This is a genomic window from Pantoea phosphatilytica, assembly GCF_051025615.1.
In the GTDB taxonomy this organism is placed as follows: domain Bacteria; phylum Pseudomonadota; class Gammaproteobacteria; order Enterobacterales; family Enterobacteriaceae; genus Pantoea.
In genome coordinates, this window is sequence record NZ_JBPFDF010000001.1 from 932,153 (window position 1) to 947,919 (window position 15,767).

The window sequence follows — 15,767 nt, forward strand, 5'->3', positions numbered from 1 at the left end:
ATGGCGAATTTGCCTGACAAAGAGAAACTGGTTCGTAACTTTAATCGTTGCGCCAACTGGGAAGAGAAGTATCTCTACATCATTGAGCTGGGCTCGAAGCTCCCGGAATCGTCTGAAACCTTACACCAGCCGGAGAATGTGATTTCAGGCTGTCAGAGTCAGGTGTGGATCCGCATGACGCCGCAGGCGGATGGTTCCATCGCGTTTGAAGGCGACAGCGATGCCGCTATCGTTAAGGGACTGATTGCTATCGTTTTCAGTCTCTATCAGAACCTGCCGCCCGCCGAGATTCTGGCGCTGGATGTCCGCCACTGGTTTGGCGAACTGGCGCTGATGCAGCACCTGACGCCCACCCGGTCGCAGGGGCTGGAGGCGATGATTCGGTCTATTCGCCATACCGCTCAGAACCTTAGCTAAGTTACACTCCACAGACGCCATCCGGCGTCTGTTTTTTTATCTGACGAGAACATTGCATGAAACCTGCTTTACGTTTAGCCGGTGCATTGCTGCTGACCTGTTTTGGGCTCTCTGCACCCGCCTTTGCCACGGAATATCCGCTGCCGCCGCCTGACAGTCGCCTGATTGGCGAAAACGTCCTGACCCAGGTTCCCGATGACAAACAACCCCTGGAAGCCATTGCCGCACGCTATCAGGTCGGCCTGCTGGGGATGCTGGAGGCCAATCCGGGCACCGATCCCTGGTTGCCCAGAGCGGGCACGCAGTTGACGGTGCCGCTCCAGATGATCCTGCCGGATACGCCGCGTGAGGGCATCGTGGTGAATCTGGCCGAGCTGCGTCTCTACTACTACCCCAAAGGCGAAGACAAGGTCATCGTCTATCCGATCGGGATTGGTCAGCTGGGTGCGGCTACACCCGTGATGGTGACACAGATCAGTCAGAAGATCCCCAACCCGACCTGGACGCCTACGGCTAATATCCGCAAGCGTTACGCGAAAGAGGGCATTACCCTGCCTGGCGTCGTCCCGGCCGGCCCGGATAACCCGATGGGGCAGTTTGCGATGCGTCTGGCGCGTGGCACCGGGCAGTATCTGATCCACGGCACCAATGCGAAGTTTGGTATCGGGATGCGCGTCAGCTCAGGCTGCATCCGCCTGCGTTCAGAGGATATTGAGGCGCTGTTTAATGCCGTGCCGAAAGGAACCCGAGTACAGATCATCAATCAGCCGGTGAAGTATGCGGTAGAGCCGGATGGCAAACGCTACGTGGAAGTGCATCAGCCACTCTCACGCAATGACAAAGACGATCCGCAGACCATGCCACTTGCGCTCAGTGCTGACATGAAGCGGTTTATGAAAAGCGATAAGAGTGACAGCGCGCTGATTAAAGCCAGTCTGGCAAGACGCTCAGGAATGCCGGTGCTGGTCAGCAGCGGTGAGCCGGTAGAGAGTGATACCGTGCCGCCTGCGAGCCTGCAGGATGCCGCACAAGAGGCGGAGAAGCCGGTTTCAGAGACAGACGCGAAAACAGCTCAGCCCTGACACGAGGCGTGCCCGCGAGGGCACGACATTCAGGGCAAAAAAAATGGCGCCATAAAGGCGCCATTTTTAAACCAGAACTCTTACTTACGGTAAGAGTGAGCCTGGTTGTCCAGACGCTGGTTAGCGCGAGCTGCGTCGTCTTTAGCAGCCTGAACGTCTGAACGCACTGCGTTCACGTCGTTGCTCAGCTGGTCAACTTTAGCGTTCAGAGTCTGAACGTCTGAAGACAGCTGGTCGATTTTAGCGTTGCTTGAGCAACCAGCCAGCATAGTTGAAGCCAGAACTACCGCGCCCAGTACCAGTTTAGTACGATTCATTATTTATACCCTCTAGATTGAGTTAATCTCCATGTAGCGTTACAAGTATTACACAAAGTTTTTTAGGTTGAGAATAAATTTTTGATGAGAACATGCTTAAATTTGATCGTTCGCTCAAAGAAGCAGCGAATCCCAGAACATGATAAAAAAATTTAGCGAAAACAGAGAGATTTAATCGGGTTAACCTTAATATTAAGAGTATTTGAATAGTTATTTTCTATTGGAATTTTCCGGCATCTGGTTTAAGAAGAAATAAAAAAAGCGCCCGTTTAAGGCGCTTCAAAATAAAAACTAAGTCAGGATTTACAGGACGTGTACTGAGGCGGTGTTGGTAGTTCCGCTTGGTACTAATGCACCTGAAACCAGTACCACGACGTCACCTTTCTGACCGTAGCCGCTTTCCAGCGCCGCTTCTTTACCCAGACGATAGAAATCATCGGTAGAGGCGATTTCAGTCACCAGGCGGGTTTCGATCCCTTTGCTCAGGATCAGCTGACGCGCCGTAGTCTGGTTAGTGGTCAGCGCCAGGATGGTGGCGTTCGGGAAATATTTACGTACAGCCTTCGCAGACTTGCCACCTTCGGTTGCGACCACAATCAGCGGCGCTTCCAGTTTTTCAGCGGTTTCCACGGCACCACGGCAGACGGCTTCGGTAATACGCAGTTTGCGGGTGTCGTTCTCACTGTCGATGCGGGACTTCATCACGCGGTCGGTACGTTCACAGATGGTCGCCATGATGGTGACCGACTCCAGCGGATAACGGCCTTTGGCGCTCTCGCCTGACAGCATAACCGCATCGGTTCCGTCGAGGATGGCGTTGGCTACGTCACCGGCTTCTGCACGGGTAGGGCGCGGGTTTTTGATCATGGAGTCCAGCATCTGAGTGGCCGTGATGACCACTTTGCGGGCTTTATTACATTTTTTAATCATCATCTTCTGCGCGAAGATGACTTCTTCAACCGGGATCTCAACACCCAGGTCGCCACGCGCAACCATGATGCCGTCTGAGGCTTCGAGGATTTCGTCGAAGTTGTTCAGGCCTTCCTGGTTTTCGATTTTAGAGATGATCTGGATGTGCTCGCCACCGTGCTGTTTCAGGTGTTCGCGGATTTCCAGTACGTCTGAACGTTTACGGATAAAGGAGGCGGCGACGAAGTCCACGCCCTGCTCGCAACCGAAAATCAGGTCGCGCTTATCTTTTTCTGCCAGCGCAGGCAGCTGGATAGAGACGCCTGGCAGGTTGACGCCTTTGTTTTCGCCCAGATCGCCATTGTTCAGGACTTTACAGACCACGGTATTCTCGGTGACTTCGGTCACTTCCATGCCGATCAGGCCATCGTCGACCAGCACGGTGTTACCGATTTTCAGGTCAGCGGTGAAGCCCGGGTAGGTGACAGCAACGCGCTCGTTGTTACCAATCACGCTCTGGTCGGTGGTAAAGGTGAAGGTCTGACCCGCTTTCAGAGACGCATCGTTGCCGCCTTCCAGTTTCATGGTGCGGATTTCAGGACCTTTGGTATCCAGCAGAATCGCGGCCTGACGGCCGGTTTTCTGCATCACGGCACGCATATTTGAAATGCGCTGGCCATGCTCAGCATAGTCACCGTGAGAGAAGTTAAGACGCATAACGTTCATGCCAGCTTCAAGCAGCTGAGTCAGCATCTCTTCGGATTCGGTTTTCGGGCCGATTGTACAAACGATTTTAGTCTTTTTCATGACGGATTATCTGTAAGTTGTGATGGATGAATAAGGGCGGAATCCGATGGCAGCGCATCGAAGTGAAAATTCTGATTGAGACTGAAATGGGCAGTACTGAGTAAGAATAGGTGACGAAGGCCAGGCGTGCAGGGAAGTTGTGCGGTTACGGTTGGTAACCACCACGCTGTTGTTGCGCAAATCATTTGAGTTATCGCAGTAAGCACGTGATCGCTGAAACCTTTCAAGTAAGCAACGCGGGACAGTATAGACGCTAAGTATGCGAAAACCAATCAAAAAGCAGAGGAGGTAAACGATGCAGATCAATAAAAGGGACGTTGCGCAAGCTGAGGAATGTCTGAAAGTGGTGCGCTCTAATGGACTCGAACCATCGACCCCCACCATGTCAAGGTGGTGCTCTAACCAACTGAGCTAAGAGCGCATTCTGAATATTGGTGCGTCCGAGTGGACTCGAACCACCGACCCCCACCATGTCAAGGTGGTGCTCTAACCAACTGAGCTACGGACGCACTTGGTGCGCTCTAATGGACTCGAACCATCGACCCCCACCATGTCAAGGTGGTGCTCTAACCAACTGAGCTAAGAGCGCAACATGCTGTCAGGGCGACAGCGGGGACGAATATTAACGGCAGCGTGTAAGGCTGGCAAGGGGAAAATCGCATTTTCGCCACGACTGCGCAGCAACTGTGCTAACCGTCGGTTTTTTGGGCATTGCGGGCCAGTGCTGGCCCGCATTCTGACGATTATCGCGCCGCACGCGCAAGGATAACCTCGGCAGGCGACTGCTGTAACCGTCTGATGCGCCAGAGCATCATCACCGCAGCCGAGGTCAGACCGATAATAAAGCCGCACCAGAAGCCCGCAGGTCCCATGCGCGGCACCAGCCAGTCGGTCAGCGCCAGCAGGTAGCCCGCGGGCAGCCCCAGCAGCCAGTAAGCGATAAAGGTAATAAAGAAGATCGACCGCGTATCTTTATAACCGCGCAGGATGCCGCTGCCGATCACCTGTATCGAATCGGAGAACTGATAAATGGCTGCCAGCAGCATCAGCTGAGCGGCCAGCGTCACCACTTCCGGATTGTCGTTGTAGAGCAGGGCAATCTGATGGCGGAACGTCACGGTAAACAGGGCCGTCAGCGCCGCCATGCTGATCCCCACGCCCTGCGCGGTCCAGGCCGCCACCCGCGCCTGCTCGGTGGAGCCCTGGCCCAGACGATAGCCCACGCGAATGGTGGTCGCGACACCCAGCGACAGCGGCAGGACAAACATCAGCGAACTGAAGTTCAGTGCAATCTGGTGGCCCGCCACGTTCACGATGCCCAGCGGTGAAACCAGCAGGGCGACGACCGCAAACAGCGTGACTTCGAAAAAGAGCGCCAGCGCCACCGGCAATCCCAGCGCGACCAGGCGGCTCAGGATCACCCGGGACGGCGGCGACCAGCGGCTCGCCATACGAATGTCGCGCATACTGCCCATCCGGCGCATCCAGAATCGCATACAGATAAACATCACCCAGTAGACCGAGGCGGTTGCGACACCGCAGCCGACGCCACCCAGCGCAGGCATCCCGAAATGGCCATAGATAAAGATATAGTTCAGCGGGATGTTGAACATCAGCCCCAGGAAACCCAGCACCATACCGGGCTTGGTTTTCGACAGCCCTTCGCACTGATTACGCAGCACCTGAAAGAAGAGGTAACCCGGCGCACCGAACAGCAGGGCATGCAGATAGCCTTCGGCCTTCAGCGCCAGCTGCGGATCGATATCATGCATCGCCCGGATCAGATATCCGGCGTGCCACAGCAGCAGCATCGTCAGCAGGGAGACGAAAAAGGCCAGCCAGTAACCCTGGCGGATCTGTTCAGCGATGCGTTCGCGGCGGCCTGAGCCGTTGAGTTGCGCAACGGTGGGCGTCAATGCAAGCAGAAGACCATGACCAAACAGGATGGCCGGGAGCCAGACAGAGGTGCCGACAGCAACGGCGGCCATATCCGTGGCGCTGACTGCGCCGGCCATAATGGTATCCACAAAGCCCATCGCGGTCTGAGCCACCTGAGCCAGGATGACAGGAATCGCAAGGGCCAGCAATTGACGCGCTTCTGTTAAATACTTCTGCACGTTTACACCTGACGAGTTAAATAAAGTAAAAAGGGCAGAGATGCCCGGAGAATTGCGCGAGTAAGTGTAACTGGCGCAACCGTATTCGCCAATCTTTGTCACAGGATGCGTTTTCTCCCCGGTGAGGGCGGGTGCACACGGGCTGAAATCTAACAGCGGAGCTGAGCTGTGATAAACTGGCCCAAACTTCGCAGAGGCAAAGACTATGTTTACCGGTATTGTACAGGGCACCGCTGAAATTGTGTCCATTGAAGAGAAAGAGCTGTTTCGTACCCATACTGTCCGCCTGCCGGAAGAACTCCTGCCGGGGCTGGCGCTGGGCGCCTCCGTGGCGCATAACGGCTGTTGCCTGACCGTGACGGCCATCGATGGCGACCTTGTCAGTTTCGATCTGATTAAAGAGACGCTGCGGGTCACTAACCTTGGCGATCTGCGTCAGGGCGACGTGGTCAACATTGAGCGTGCCGCGAAGTTCGGTGATGAAATCGGCGGCCATCTGATGTCGGGTCATATTATGACCACGGCTGAAATCTGCAAGATTATTCAGTCAGAACATAACCGCGAAGTCTGGTTTAAAATCCAGGATCCGCTGCAGATGAAATATATCCTGCACAAAGGGTTTGTCGGCATTGATGGCATCAGCCTGACGGTCGGCGACGTCACCAGAACCAGATTCTGTGTTTATCTGATCCCGGAAACGCTGGAACGCACCACGCTGGGCGCGAAAACCTTTGGTCAGCGGGTGAATATTGAGATCGATCCGCACACCCAGGCGATAGTGGAGACCGTTGAGCGCGTCTTAGCCCAGCGCGATGCCGAAGCGGCGATGAAAGTGCTGACCGGCCAGCCTGCCGACGAGAGCTGATCGAAGGCGCGTCAGCGCCTCAAGAGCGGGTGAGGCGATCAGACCCACAGCAGCAGATACTGGCCCGCGCGATGACGCCCCTCATCCCTGAGGTAAGGCCATCGCCGGGCCCGTTTCCTCTTGTGATCCTGCTGCCTGCGGCTGCGGTAAGCGTCAGCCGCGTTGACTACCGCGCGACCCGCAATCCCCCCTCCACGCCGCGACTGAAGACGATCTGCCACAGCTGAATATCACGCGCCCGGAAGGCACCGGCACAGGCGTTAAGATAGTAGGTGAACATCCGTTTAAACCGTTCACCGTAGCTGTCGGCCAGCTCCGGCCAGGCCTGCAAAAAACGCTCATGCCAGGCCATCAGGGTTCTATCATAATCGGCCCCGAAGTTGTGCCAGTCTTCCAGAATGAAATGGGGTTCGCTGGCCTCAGCAACGTGACGCACCGAAGGCAGGCAGCCGTTGGGGAAAATATATTTGTCGATCCAGGGATCGACGCGCATATCTGTTTTGATCGCGCCGATGGTGTGCAGCAGAAAAAGCCCGTCCGGTTTCAGATTGCGATCGACCACATCAAAGTAGGTGGCGTAGTTTTTCGGGCCGACATGCTCGAACATCCCCACCGACACGATGCGGTCAAACTGCGCGTTGAGATCGCGATAATCCTGCAACAGAATCGTGACGTCTAAGCCATTACAGCGCTGCTGCGCCAGCTTCTGCTGTTCGGCGGAGATGGTCACGCCCTGCACGCTGACGCCATAGTGCCGTGCGGCAAACGCCGCCAGCCCGCCCCAGCCACAGCCGATATCCAGCAGCGACATCCCCGGTTTCAGCGCCAGCTTACGGCAGATCATATCCAGCTTGGCCTCCTGAGCGGCCGCCAGCGTTGTGGCCTCTTTCCAGTAGCCGCAGGAGTATTGCATATAGGGGTCGAGCATCAGGGAGAAGAGATCGTTACCCAGGTCGTAATGCTCTTTACCGACAATCCAGGCCCGTTTTTTAGACTGCAGATTGGTTAAACGTGCGGCGGCAATGCGCAGCGTGTCTTTGAAGTGGTGCGGAAGCTGCTGATCCAGCCTGTGTTTAAGCACGCGATGGAAGAACATATCCAGCCGATCGCACCCCCACCAGCCATCCATATAGCTCTCACCGAGCCCGAGTGACCCCTCCTGCAGGACACGCTTAAAGAATCCGGGATGCGTGACCTGGATATCCCAGGGGCGTGAACCATTAATTTCGATATCCGCTTTTTCCAGCAGCTCGTGAATGATGCGATACCAGGGATTCTCTTCCGGGCTTACTGCTTCTGCATAAGATGAACTCATAGCTTTTCCACCACCTGTCCAGTCTGAGCCTGCACAAAGAGTAGCCAATTTGTCAGGCATTGAGAAACGCAACGGATGACTCCGCACACCGATTATCTGTGTGGTACAGAGGACTGGAGTAGCCTGTGACAGGGCGGAAAAGGTAAGAATAACGCGTGCAGATACCGTCCCGGCAACAGGCTGCCAATCAAGTTACTACGTTATTATCTTTTTGATTTGTCGAAGATTATTTGACCCGGATGAGTATATTCTCACGCGGGTCAATGTTCAATGGCTTATTGTCAGCAGGCTAACTAAAAAGCCTGTGCGTTACTGATTATCCTGGCAGGCAGGCTGAGAGGAGGCAACAACCGTTTGTGCGCTTGCGGCACGCTGCATGATGTAACCGATTAGCGCGAGCAGAATCGTTACCGTCATGATCAGGGTGGTGGTAAACAGAGGCTGGGTTAATCCGGCCGACACGGCCAGGCTGGCGACGAAGCAGAGTCCCAGCTGCAGCGTATTCTGTAGCGCGGCCGCTTTCCCGGTCGCGTGCGGGAACGGCATCAGCGCGCTGGCGACCACAATCGGATAGATCGCGCCATTTGCCAGCGCCATGCCGCAGAATGGCACCATCAGACCGGCCAGGGTGCTGCTGCCTGAAAGCGCCACGGCGAACAGCGCCAGAATGCTCAGGCTGTAAATCCCCAGCAGCGCGGGCAGGATCTGTGCGCCATTAAAACGGTTAAGCAGGGCACGACAGCCAAATCCGCCAATCAGGAAGGCGAGCGTCTGCGGCACATAGCTCAGACCGATATCGGCGGGTGAAAGGCCCAGATCCGCCAGGATAAAGGGGGAACCGGTCAGCCACGCGAAAAAGCTGGCAGAGCAGGCAGAGTAGATCAGCACATTGCCGCTGTAGATACGTGATTTCAGCAACGTAAAGAAGCCGGGCTGCGATCCTTTCTCCGCCGCCGCCTTGCGCACGGCGGGCAGACGCAGGGTCACGAGGATGAGCGCCACCGCAATCAGCGTCAGCACCAGGAAAATTGAACGCCAGTGGAAGTGACCGATCAGCCAGGCGCCCAGCAACGGAGCCAGCGCCGGTGAGAGGGCGACCAGCGGCATGATGGTGGCGAAAACTTTGCTGGCGCGTGCGGCAGGATAGCGGTCCACCACCAGCGCCTGCCAGCTTACGGCAGCGGCACAGACGCCAATTGCCTGAACAAATCGCAGTGTCAGCATCAGGGAAATGTCGCTGACCCACAGCATCCCGGCGCAGCCGACGGCAAACAGCGTCAGACCGGCCAGCAGTACCGGCTTGCGGCCAATCCGGTCCGACAGCGGCCCCCAGAAGAGCTGGCCACAGGCGAAGCCCGCCAGAAAGAGACTCATACTGGCGCTGATCAGGCCGGGCGAGGTGTTAAAGCTCTGCTGCATCGCACCGAAGGCGGGCAGGTACATATCCGTAGCCAGAAAGCCCAGCATACTCAGCAGGGCAAGATAGGGCATAAATCCTTTATTCGATAACATCTGATTCTCATTTTTGCAGAATGAACGCGGCAGAGTGTAAAAGGTGCGTTTGCCGCTGTGAAACGCTAATATTTGCCGATTGCTGTTAAAAATTTTGAAGGCAGATTATGTGGTCGGAATATGCATTAGAGGTGGTTGACGCGGTGGCCCGCGGCGGCAGCTTCAGCGCAGCAGCACAGGAGCTACATCGGGTGCCCTCTGCCATCAGCTACACCGTGCGTCAGCTTGAGACCTGGCTGGCGGTCCCGCTGTTCGAACGTCAGCATCGGGAAGTGGTGCTGACCCCGGCAGGCGAACATTTTGTGCGGGAAGGGCGCAGCGTTATCAAAAAAATGCTCGCTACCCGCCGACAGTGTCAGCAGCTGGCGAATGGCTGGCGTGGTCAGCTGAGCATCGCCGTCGATCGCATCGCTAAACCGCAGCGTACCCGACAGCTGGTCAAAGATTTCTATCGCCACTTCCCGGATATGGAGCTGAGCATCAGTTATGAAGTGTTCAATGGCGTCTGGGATGCGCTGGCCGATGGGCGGGTGGAGATCGCGATTGGCGCCACTCAGGCGATTCCGGTAGGCGGGCGTTTTGCCTTTCGCGATATGGGCACCCTGAACTGGCGCTGCGTGGTCGCGCCCGATCATCCCCTGACGCAGGCGAGCCAGATAGATGATGACACGCTGCGCAGCTGGCCGTCGCTGGTGCTGGAAGATACCTCGCGGGCGCTGCCGCGCCGGATGACGTGGACGCTGGACAATCAGCGCAGGCTGGTGGTGCCGGAGTGGCAGACCGGGCTGGAGTGTGTGCAGGCGGGATTGTGTGTGGCGATGGTGCCCGGCCATCTGGCCAGACCGCTGCTCGACAGTGGCGATCTGGCCGAGCTGACGCTGCCGGTTCCGTTTCCGGACAGTCCGTGCTGCGTCAGCTGGGCAGAAGATCGTGCATCACCGGCGACAGGCTGGTTGCTCAGCTATCTGGGTGATGCGCAGACGCTTAATCAGGAGTGGTTAAGCGAGGATTAACGCCGGTAGTCGCGGAACGGGCCATCGGCGACGGAACGACGTTCGATCAGCGTCGGGTGAACCTCGATGGTCTGCGACACTTCACGCTTGCTGGTAATGCGGTCCAGCAGCATATCCAGCGCCTTTTCGCCCAGCTGGGCTTTCGGCTGATGGACGGTAGTCAGGGCTGGCGCGAAATAGCGCGCGTTGCGCACATTGTCATACCCGATCACCGAAATATCCTGAGGAACGCGTAATCCCATCTCGTCGGCGGCGCAAATCGCCCCCATTGCCATGATGTCACCGCCACAGAATACCGCCGTAGGGCGCTGCTTCTGCGACAGAATCTGCTGCATGGCCTGATAGCCAGACTCCGGCTCGAAGTCGCCCTGAACGATCCACTCGGCGCGCGGCTGGATATTTGCCTCTTCCAGCGCCTTCAGGAAACCGGCATGACGGCCACCCCCGGTATTGCGCTCCATCTGGCCGGGAATGGCGCCAATATCACGGTGCCCGCGCTCAATCAGATAGCGGCCGGCCAGATAACCGCCCTGGAAGGCGTTGTCCAGCACTGTGTCAGTGAAGTCGGCGCGGGATTCGCCCCAGTCCATCACCACCATCGGGATGTTGCGATTCTCTTCAAGCATCTGCAGCAGGTCGTCCGGGTATTCGGAGCACATCACCAGCAGGCCATCCACGCGCTTCTGCGCCATCATGCTGAGATAGGCGCGCTGCTTTTGCAGATCGTTGTGGGCATTCCCCAGGATCAGCGTATAGCCCTTATCGAAGCAGTGATTCTCGACGGCTTCGATAATTTCAGCGAAGTAGGGCGCTTCGCTGGAGGTGGCCAGCAGCCCCAGCGTGCGGGTGTGGTTCACTTTCAGGCTGCGTGCCACGGCGCTCGGTGAGTAGTGCAGTTCCTTGATCGCCTGCCAGACCGCTTCGCGCGTCTCTTCAGCGACAAAGCGGGTTTTATTAATGACGTGCGAAACGGTGGTCGTGGAGACGCCAGCGCGTTTTGCCACATCTTTTATTGTTGCCATGTAAATCAGACTCCGGTGCTTATCTAACTCTCTGATAAGCGTAGTGTTAAACGTTTGCGTCTGCTCAGGGTTTTTTTCGCAAAAATGCAGCGTTGCTGGCCGGTAATCTGACCGCGGGCGACGGAAATCACGCCTGAAAAAAGGTGCAAACGGAATCAGCGTTGCGCGCGTTGCGCAACAAAGGCGGGATTCTAACAAGGCTGGACGGATAACACGAGATTTTTACCGGGTCGTGTGGGAAAATGAAATAACCCTGTGAACTGTGTGACTAAGGAGCAAGCCGTGAGTACCGACCTCAAACTGGCATTAATGACCACCGTTGGCTGTCTGCTGATGATTGTGGCCTTTAGTTTTACCGCCATTCTGCACTGATAAAAAAAGCCGGGATTTTCCCGGCTTTTTTTCTGACTCTGCTGCTGTTCAGCGGATCGTTTTCGGCGTCATCACCCGGCGGGCGCCGATGTAGTGGCGCTGCCAGTAATCTTCCCCTAATGCGCTGATCTGGATATCTTTGCCGGTGCGGGGCGATTGAATAAACTTGCCGTCACCCAGGTAAACTCCGACATGATCGGCGGTGCCGCGGCCATTGATGCGGAAGAAGACCAGATCGCCTTTCTCCAGCGACTCACGCTTGATCGGCGCGGCGTCACGCAGGTGGTACATCTCATTGGCGGTACGCGGGATCTTAAACTTCACCAGATCCTTATAGGCGTACCAGACCAGACCGCTGCAGTCGAAACCGGTGTGCGGAGACGTTCCGCCCCACTGATAGGGTTTTCCCAGCTGACCCATCAGCTTGGTCATCGCCGTTTCACGCGCCTTCTGGTAACGCTGGCGGTGAGATTTGCTCATTTTAATGGTGCCGGTTTCGCGGGTATCCGCGTCGGCGGTTTTCAGCCCACGCTGATGACCATAGCGTTTCTTTTCGTGATTCTTGCTGATGCGGGCGGTTTTAAGCGAGGTCTTCTTAGCGGGTGTCTGTGTCGCGGTGAGTTCAGCTTTTTTCTGTTTTTTAGTTTTGAGTTTCTGAACAGGCGTGACACGCGGTTTTTTCGTGACCGTTTTGACCGGGCGGCGCTTACGACGCTCATCGTCGCGCGCACTCTTTTTCTCTGCTTTATGCGAACTGACGTTCACCGGCGTGTGAGGCGACGCGGCGGCGGTGTTGAAAAACAGTTGCGCAAAGGCCAGCATGAAAAGCGTAATGATTAAACGCATAGTCCGTAAGTTAGTTAAGTTGTCATGGCCACTACGCACCGTGACAAAGTTGAGATTAATCTGATCGAGGATCAGCGCCCAGGCCATTCTAGTCCAGTTCTTTTAAAAACTGTAAGGTCTTTTATTATTAATCTTTGTAACCGCTGAAATTGCGCTGAAAATGAACATTTTCAGCATCTTATATCAGCAAATTTATTACGAATTATTAATCTGTTACCCGCTGTTAATCATCAGGAAACGTAACGCATTGCGGCATAACTTAACCATGATGGCTATTCAGGCGGGCAGCAGGCAAAATCTCGTTTTCAGTCACGCTGTGAAGTCGCTACAATAAACAAACACGAAGTCGCGAATTAAGGAAGGCAATTATGAGTACTGTAGAAAAAATTCAGCGCCAGATCGCAGAAAATCCGATCCTGCTGTACATGAAAGGTTCCCCGAAACTGCCAAGCTGCGGTTTCTCTGCGCAGGCGGTGCAGGCGCTGTCAGCCTGTGGTGAGCGTTTTGCTTACGTGGATATTCTGCAGAACCCGGACATTCGTGCCGAGCTGCCGAAATACGCTAACTGGCCAACCTTCCCGCAGCTCTGGGTGGATGGCGAACTGGTCGGCGGATGCGACATCATTGTTGAGATGCTGCAGCGCGGTGAACTGCAGTCGCTGATCAAAGAGACCGCAGAAAAATTTAAAGAAGCAGAATAAAGAAAAGGCCGACATCACGTCGGCCTTTTTCATTGTGCAGGATTACGCAGATTCTCCGGCGTCAGCAGCCTCACCGGCAAAGGGCAGAGGCCAGCCACCCAGGCGTTTCCAGCGGTTAACCAGCTCGCAGAACAGAGTCGCCGTCTGCTGAGTGTCATAGAGCGCGGAGTGCGCCTGCGTACTGTCAAACTCCATCCCCGCCGCAATACAAGCTTTCGCCAGCACGGTCTGACCCAGCACCAGTCCACTCAGGGCTGCGGTGTCAAAGGTGGCGAACGGATGAAATGGATTGCGCTTCAGGCTGGCGCGTTCAGCTGCGGCGGACATAAAGTTCAGGTCAAATGTGGCGTTGTGCGCCACCATAATGGCGCGGTTACAGCCGCTGTCCTTAATGCCTTTGCGGACCATTTTGAAGATCGCGTGCAGCGCTTCATACTCGCTGACCGCGCCCCGCAGGGGATTGCTGGGGTCAATACCGGTAAAGGCCAGGGCCTCAGGATGCAGCAGCGATCCGGCAAAGGGTTCGACGTTGAAATGCAGCGTCTGATCAATCTCAATCCACCCCTCTTCATCCATTTTCAGCGTGATAGCGGCAATTTCCAGTAACGCATCGGTCTGCGCATTGAAACCCGCGGTTTCGACGTCGATCACCACCGGGTAGAAGCCACGGAAACGTTGATTGAGTGCATTAGGGGAATTCGATTCAGACATCAGGATCTCGCTGCAGAAAAAGGGCAGCGCGCATTATGGCAAAAAACGGGGCCGGGTGCAGCAGATGAAGCGCAGGGAAGGGGATTCAGCCCGCCCGGACGGGCAGGCTGACAGGCAGGTTTAGTTGCCGAGACCTTTACCGGCATCTTTGTTTTCGATCAGCTCGATTTTGTAACCATCGGGATCTTCGACAAAGGCGATAATGGTGGAGCCGCCTTTAACCGGACCGGCTTCACGCGTGACGTTACCGCCATCTTTGCGGATACGTTCGCAGGCTGCTGCCGCGTCATCCACGCCCAGTGCGATGTGACCATAGGCATTGCCCAGATCATATTTGTCCACGCCCCAGTTATAGGTCAGTTCGATCACGGCACCTTCGCTTTCGTCGGTGTAACCCACAAACGCCAGGGTGTATTTATATTCGGTATTTTCGCTCTGACGCAGCACGCGCATGCCCAGTACACGGGTGTAGAAATCGATTGAACGTTGCAGATCGCCAACGCGCAGCATGGTATGAAGTAAACGCATAACATCCTCTTTGAAATAGAAACGCCATCGCCGGATGACCCAGCGCTAAGTATAGCGATGAAAATCGCCTGTGAATAATGGCTGCCGTCATCGTCCCGGACAGCAGCCTGACCCGCTTACAGCGTCGGGTAATCGATATACCCTTCAGCGCCACCGCCGTAGAAGCTTTCCGGGCGCTGTGGGTTAAGTGGGGCATCCTGCTGCAGACGTTCCACCAGATCCGGGTTTGCGATGTAATCACGCCCAAAGGCGACCGCATCGATCAGACCGCGTGAAATCAGGTCGTCCGCTTTTTCTACGGTGTAGGCACCGGCACCGATGATGGCACCCGGGAAGAGATCGCGCACTTTCTGACGGAAAGCCTCGGTGTAAGGCTTTCCGCCCGCCCAGTCTGGCTCAGAGAGGTGCAGATAAGCGATGTTGCGTTTCGCCAGCTCACCGATGTACCACAGCGCCGCCTCTTCTTCGTCCGGGCCGTTGTCCAGATTCTGGAAACTGCCGACAGGCGAGACGCGGATGCCGATGCGGTCGGCAGACCAGTTGGCGATCACCGCATCAACGACTTCCAGCGCAAAGCGACCGCGTTTTTCGATGCTGCCGCCATACTCATCGGTGCGCTGGTTTGAATCGGGGGCCAGGAACTGGTGGATCAGGTAGCCGTGCGCCGAGTGCAGCTCAAGCAGGTCAAAGTCCGCTTCACGCGCGTTAGCCGCAGCCTGACCAAAATCGGCTACGATCTGCTGAATTTCCGGCACCGTCAGTTCGCGCGGCAGAGAGGTCTCTTCGCGATAGACGCTGCCATCTTCCGCACGCAGAGAGGTACGGGTGCCTGCAGGCAGGGCCGAAGGCGCAACAGGGGCTTTGCCTTCCGGCTGCACACTGTTATGCGAGATACGGCCGGTGTGCCATAACTGTACGGCCGTGTGACCGCCCGCCTGGTGCACGCCGTCGTTGATCTCTTTCCACGCCGCGATCTGCGGCTGGGTGTGCAGGCCAGGCGCACCGGCATAACCTTTCGCCTGGAAGGAGATCTGGGTCGCTTCGGTGATGATCAGACCGGCGCTGGCGCGCTGACGGTAATATTCCGCCATCATCGGTGTCGGGATGTCGCCGGGTTCGATGCTGCGCAGGCGGGTCAGCGGTGCCATAAATACGCGGTTCGGGACGGTAATTGCGCCGACTTTCAGCGGACGAAACAGCTGGGTACTCGCCATAATAGCTCCTGATTAGTAG

General features: G+C 56.1%; 16 protein-coding genes and 3 tRNA genes. 6 read left to right on the forward strand and 13 right to left on the reverse strand.

The genetic code is table 11. From position 1 onward, the window contains the following. Both sufE and ACR6AS_RS04700 read left to right on the forward strand, forming a co-directional pair. On the forward strand, window positions 1–417 hold the full coding sequence (gene sufE / locus ACR6AS_RS04695; protein WP_111139075.1) for a cysteine desulfuration protein SufE: 417 nt from the start codon (window positions 1–3) through the stop codon (window positions 415–417). Window positions 418–473: 56 nt separating this feature from the next. Further along, window positions 474–1,499: a L,D-transpeptidase family protein gene (locus ACR6AS_RS04700; RefSeq protein WP_367395445.1), complete on the forward strand. Its 1,026-nt coding sequence runs from the start codon at window positions 474–476 to the stop codon at window positions 1,497–1,499. Between the two features lie 80 nt (window positions 1,500–1,579). Here the strand turns inward: ACR6AS_RS04700 and ACR6AS_RS04705 are convergent, their stop codons facing one another. From ACR6AS_RS04705 to ACR6AS_RS04730, 6 genes are all read right to left on the reverse strand, one after another. Then, on the reverse strand, window positions 1,580–1,816 hold the full coding sequence (locus tag ACR6AS_RS04705; RefSeq protein WP_003853216.1) for a major outer membrane lipoprotein: 237 nt from the start codon (window positions 1,814–1,816) through the stop codon (window positions 1,580–1,582). A gap of 303 nt (window positions 1,817–2,119) precedes the next feature. Further along, window positions 2,120–3,532, reverse strand: a complete 1,413-nt coding sequence (gene pykF, locus ACR6AS_RS04710) for a pyruvate kinase PykF (protein WP_111139073.1) — start codon at window positions 3,530–3,532, stop codon at window positions 2,120–2,122. A gap of 344 nt (window positions 3,533–3,876) precedes the next feature. Next, window positions 3,877–3,953 (reverse strand) — tRNA-Val (locus tag ACR6AS_RS04715). 11 nt (window positions 3,954–3,964) lie between these two features. Then, a tRNA-Val gene (locus ACR6AS_RS04720) sits at window positions 3,965–4,041 on the reverse strand. 3 nt (window positions 4,042–4,044) lie between these two features. Beyond that, window positions 4,045–4,121: transfer RNA gene (locus tag ACR6AS_RS04725), tRNA-Val, on the reverse strand. Window positions 4,122–4,275: 154 nt separating this feature from the next. Next, a complete protein-coding gene (locus ACR6AS_RS04730; protein ID WP_111139072.1) occupies window positions 4,276–5,649 on the reverse strand; it encodes an MATE family efflux transporter in 1,374 nt (457 codons plus the stop codon). A 205-nt stretch (window positions 5,650–5,854) separates the two neighbouring features. On the opposite strand from ACR6AS_RS04730, the gene ACR6AS_RS04735 reads away from it, so the two are divergent. After that, window positions 5,855–6,514, forward strand: a complete 660-nt coding sequence (locus ACR6AS_RS04735) for a riboflavin synthase subunit alpha (protein WP_111139071.1) — start codon at window positions 5,855–5,857, stop codon at window positions 6,512–6,514. 166 nt (window positions 6,515–6,680) lie between these two features. Here the strand turns inward: ACR6AS_RS04735 and cfa are convergent, their stop codons facing one another. Next, complete coding sequence (gene cfa / locus ACR6AS_RS04740; protein WP_111139070.1) at window positions 6,681–7,829, reverse strand: cyclopropane fatty acyl phospholipid synthase; 1,149 nt, start codon at window positions 7,827–7,829, stop codon at window positions 6,681–6,683. 309 nt (window positions 7,830–8,138) lie between these two features. Next, complete coding sequence (gene punC / locus ACR6AS_RS04745; protein ID WP_111139069.1) at window positions 8,139–9,341, reverse strand: purine nucleoside transporter PunC; 1,203 nt, start codon at window positions 9,339–9,341, stop codon at window positions 8,139–8,141. A 107-nt stretch (window positions 9,342–9,448) separates the two neighbouring features. Here punC and punR point away from each other — a divergent pair, with 107 nt between their 5' ends. Beyond that, complete coding sequence (gene punR / locus ACR6AS_RS04750) at window positions 9,449–10,354, forward strand: DNA-binding transcriptional activator PunR (protein ID WP_111139068.1); 906 nt, start codon at window positions 9,449–9,451, stop codon at window positions 10,352–10,354. On the opposite strand, the gene purR is transcribed toward punR, so the two are convergent. Further along, a complete protein-coding gene (purR, locus tag ACR6AS_RS04755) occupies window positions 10,351–11,376 on the reverse strand; it encodes an HTH-type transcriptional repressor PurR (protein WP_128086201.1) in 1,026 nt (341 codons plus the stop codon). The genes punR and purR overlap by 4 nt on opposite strands. A 282-nt stretch (window positions 11,377–11,658) precedes the next feature. Here purR and cydH point away from each other — a divergent pair, with 282 nt between their 5' ends. Continuing rightward, complete coding sequence (gene cydH / locus ACR6AS_RS04760; protein ID WP_095707274.1) at window positions 11,659–11,748, forward strand: cytochrome bd-I oxidase subunit CydH; 90 nt, start codon at window positions 11,659–11,661, stop codon at window positions 11,746–11,748. A 48-nt stretch (window positions 11,749–11,796) separates the two neighbouring features. Here the strand turns inward: cydH and ACR6AS_RS04765 are convergent, their stop codons facing one another. Beyond that, on the reverse strand, window positions 11,797–12,594 hold the full coding sequence (locus tag ACR6AS_RS04765) for a C40 family peptidase (protein WP_434161971.1): 798 nt from the start codon (window positions 12,592–12,594) through the stop codon (window positions 11,797–11,799). A gap of 365 nt (window positions 12,595–12,959) precedes the next feature. On the opposite strand from ACR6AS_RS04765, the gene ACR6AS_RS04770 reads away from it, so the two are divergent. Beyond that, the gene (locus ACR6AS_RS04770) at window positions 12,960–13,295 is read left to right on the forward strand and encodes a Grx4 family monothiol glutaredoxin (protein ID WP_179291196.1); all 336 of its coding nucleotides are present in this window, start codon (window positions 12,960–12,962) and stop codon (window positions 13,293–13,295) included. Window positions 13,296–13,337: 42 nt separating this feature from the next. Here the strand turns inward: ACR6AS_RS04770 and rnt are convergent, their stop codons facing one another. From rnt to ACR6AS_RS04785, 3 genes are all read right to left on the reverse strand, one after another. Then, window positions 13,338–14,006 carry a ribonuclease T gene (gene rnt / locus ACR6AS_RS04775; RefSeq protein WP_111139066.1) on the reverse strand — a complete coding sequence of 223 codons (669 nt, stop codon included), beginning with the start codon at window positions 14,004–14,006 and terminating at the stop codon, window positions 13,338–13,340. Window positions 14,007–14,126: 120 nt separating this feature from the next. After that, on the reverse strand, window positions 14,127–14,534 hold the full coding sequence (gene gloA, locus ACR6AS_RS04780; protein WP_111139065.1) for a lactoylglutathione lyase: 408 nt from the start codon (window positions 14,532–14,534) through the stop codon (window positions 14,127–14,129). A gap of 116 nt (window positions 14,535–14,650) precedes the next feature. Beyond that, complete coding sequence (locus ACR6AS_RS04785; protein ID WP_111139064.1) at window positions 14,651–15,748, reverse strand: alkene reductase; 1,098 nt, start codon at window positions 15,746–15,748, stop codon at window positions 14,651–14,653. Window positions 15,749–15,767 lie beyond the last annotated feature (19 nt).

What these genes read in the sequence shown, in the direction of transcription:
- sufE (WP_111139075.1), top strand. Translation starts at nt 1, where the DNA reads ATGGCGAATTTGCCTGACAAAGAGAAACTGGTTCGTAACTTTAATCGT.
- ACR6AS_RS04700 (WP_367395445.1), top strand. Translation starts at nt 474, where the DNA reads ATGAAACCTGCTTTACGTTTAGCCGGTGCATTGCTGCTGACCTGTTTT.
- ACR6AS_RS04705 (WP_003853216.1), bottom strand. Translation starts at nt 1,816, where the DNA reads ATGAATCGTACTAAACTGGTACTGGGCGCGGTAGTTCTGGCTTCAACT.
- pykF (WP_111139073.1), bottom strand. Translation starts at nt 3,532, where the DNA reads ATGAAAAAGACTAAAATCGTTTGTACAATCGGCCCGAAAACCGAATCC.
- ACR6AS_RS04735 (WP_111139071.1), top strand. Translation starts at nt 5,855, where the DNA reads ATGTTTACCGGTATTGTACAGGGCACCGCTGAAATTGTGTCCATTGAA.
- cfa (WP_111139070.1), bottom strand. Translation starts at nt 7,829, where the DNA reads ATGAGTTCATCTTATGCAGAAGCAGTAAGCCCGGAAGAGAATCCCTGG.
- punC (WP_111139069.1), bottom strand. Translation starts at nt 9,341, where the DNA reads ATGTTATCGAATAAAGGATTTATGCCCTATCTTGCCCTGCTGAGTATG.
- punR (WP_111139068.1), top strand. Translation starts at nt 9,449, where the DNA reads ATGTGGTCGGAATATGCATTAGAGGTGGTTGACGCGGTGGCCCGCGGC.
- purR (WP_128086201.1), bottom strand. Translation starts at nt 11,376, where the DNA reads ATGGCAACAATAAAAGATGTGGCAAAACGCGCTGGCGTCTCCACGACC.
- ACR6AS_RS04765 (WP_434161971.1), bottom strand. Translation starts at nt 12,594, where the DNA reads ATGCGTTTAATCATTACGCTTTTCATGCTGGCCTTTGCGCAACTGTTT.
- rnt (WP_111139066.1), bottom strand. Translation starts at nt 14,006, where the DNA reads ATGTCTGAATCGAATTCCCCTAATGCACTCAATCAACGTTTCCGTGGC.
- gloA (WP_111139065.1), bottom strand. Translation starts at nt 14,534, where the DNA reads ATGCGTTTACTTCATACCATGCTGCGCGTTGGCGATCTGCAACGTTCA.
- ACR6AS_RS04785 (WP_111139064.1), bottom strand. Translation starts at nt 15,748, where the DNA reads ATGGCGAGTACCCAGCTGTTTCGTCCGCTGAAAGTCGGCGCAATTACC.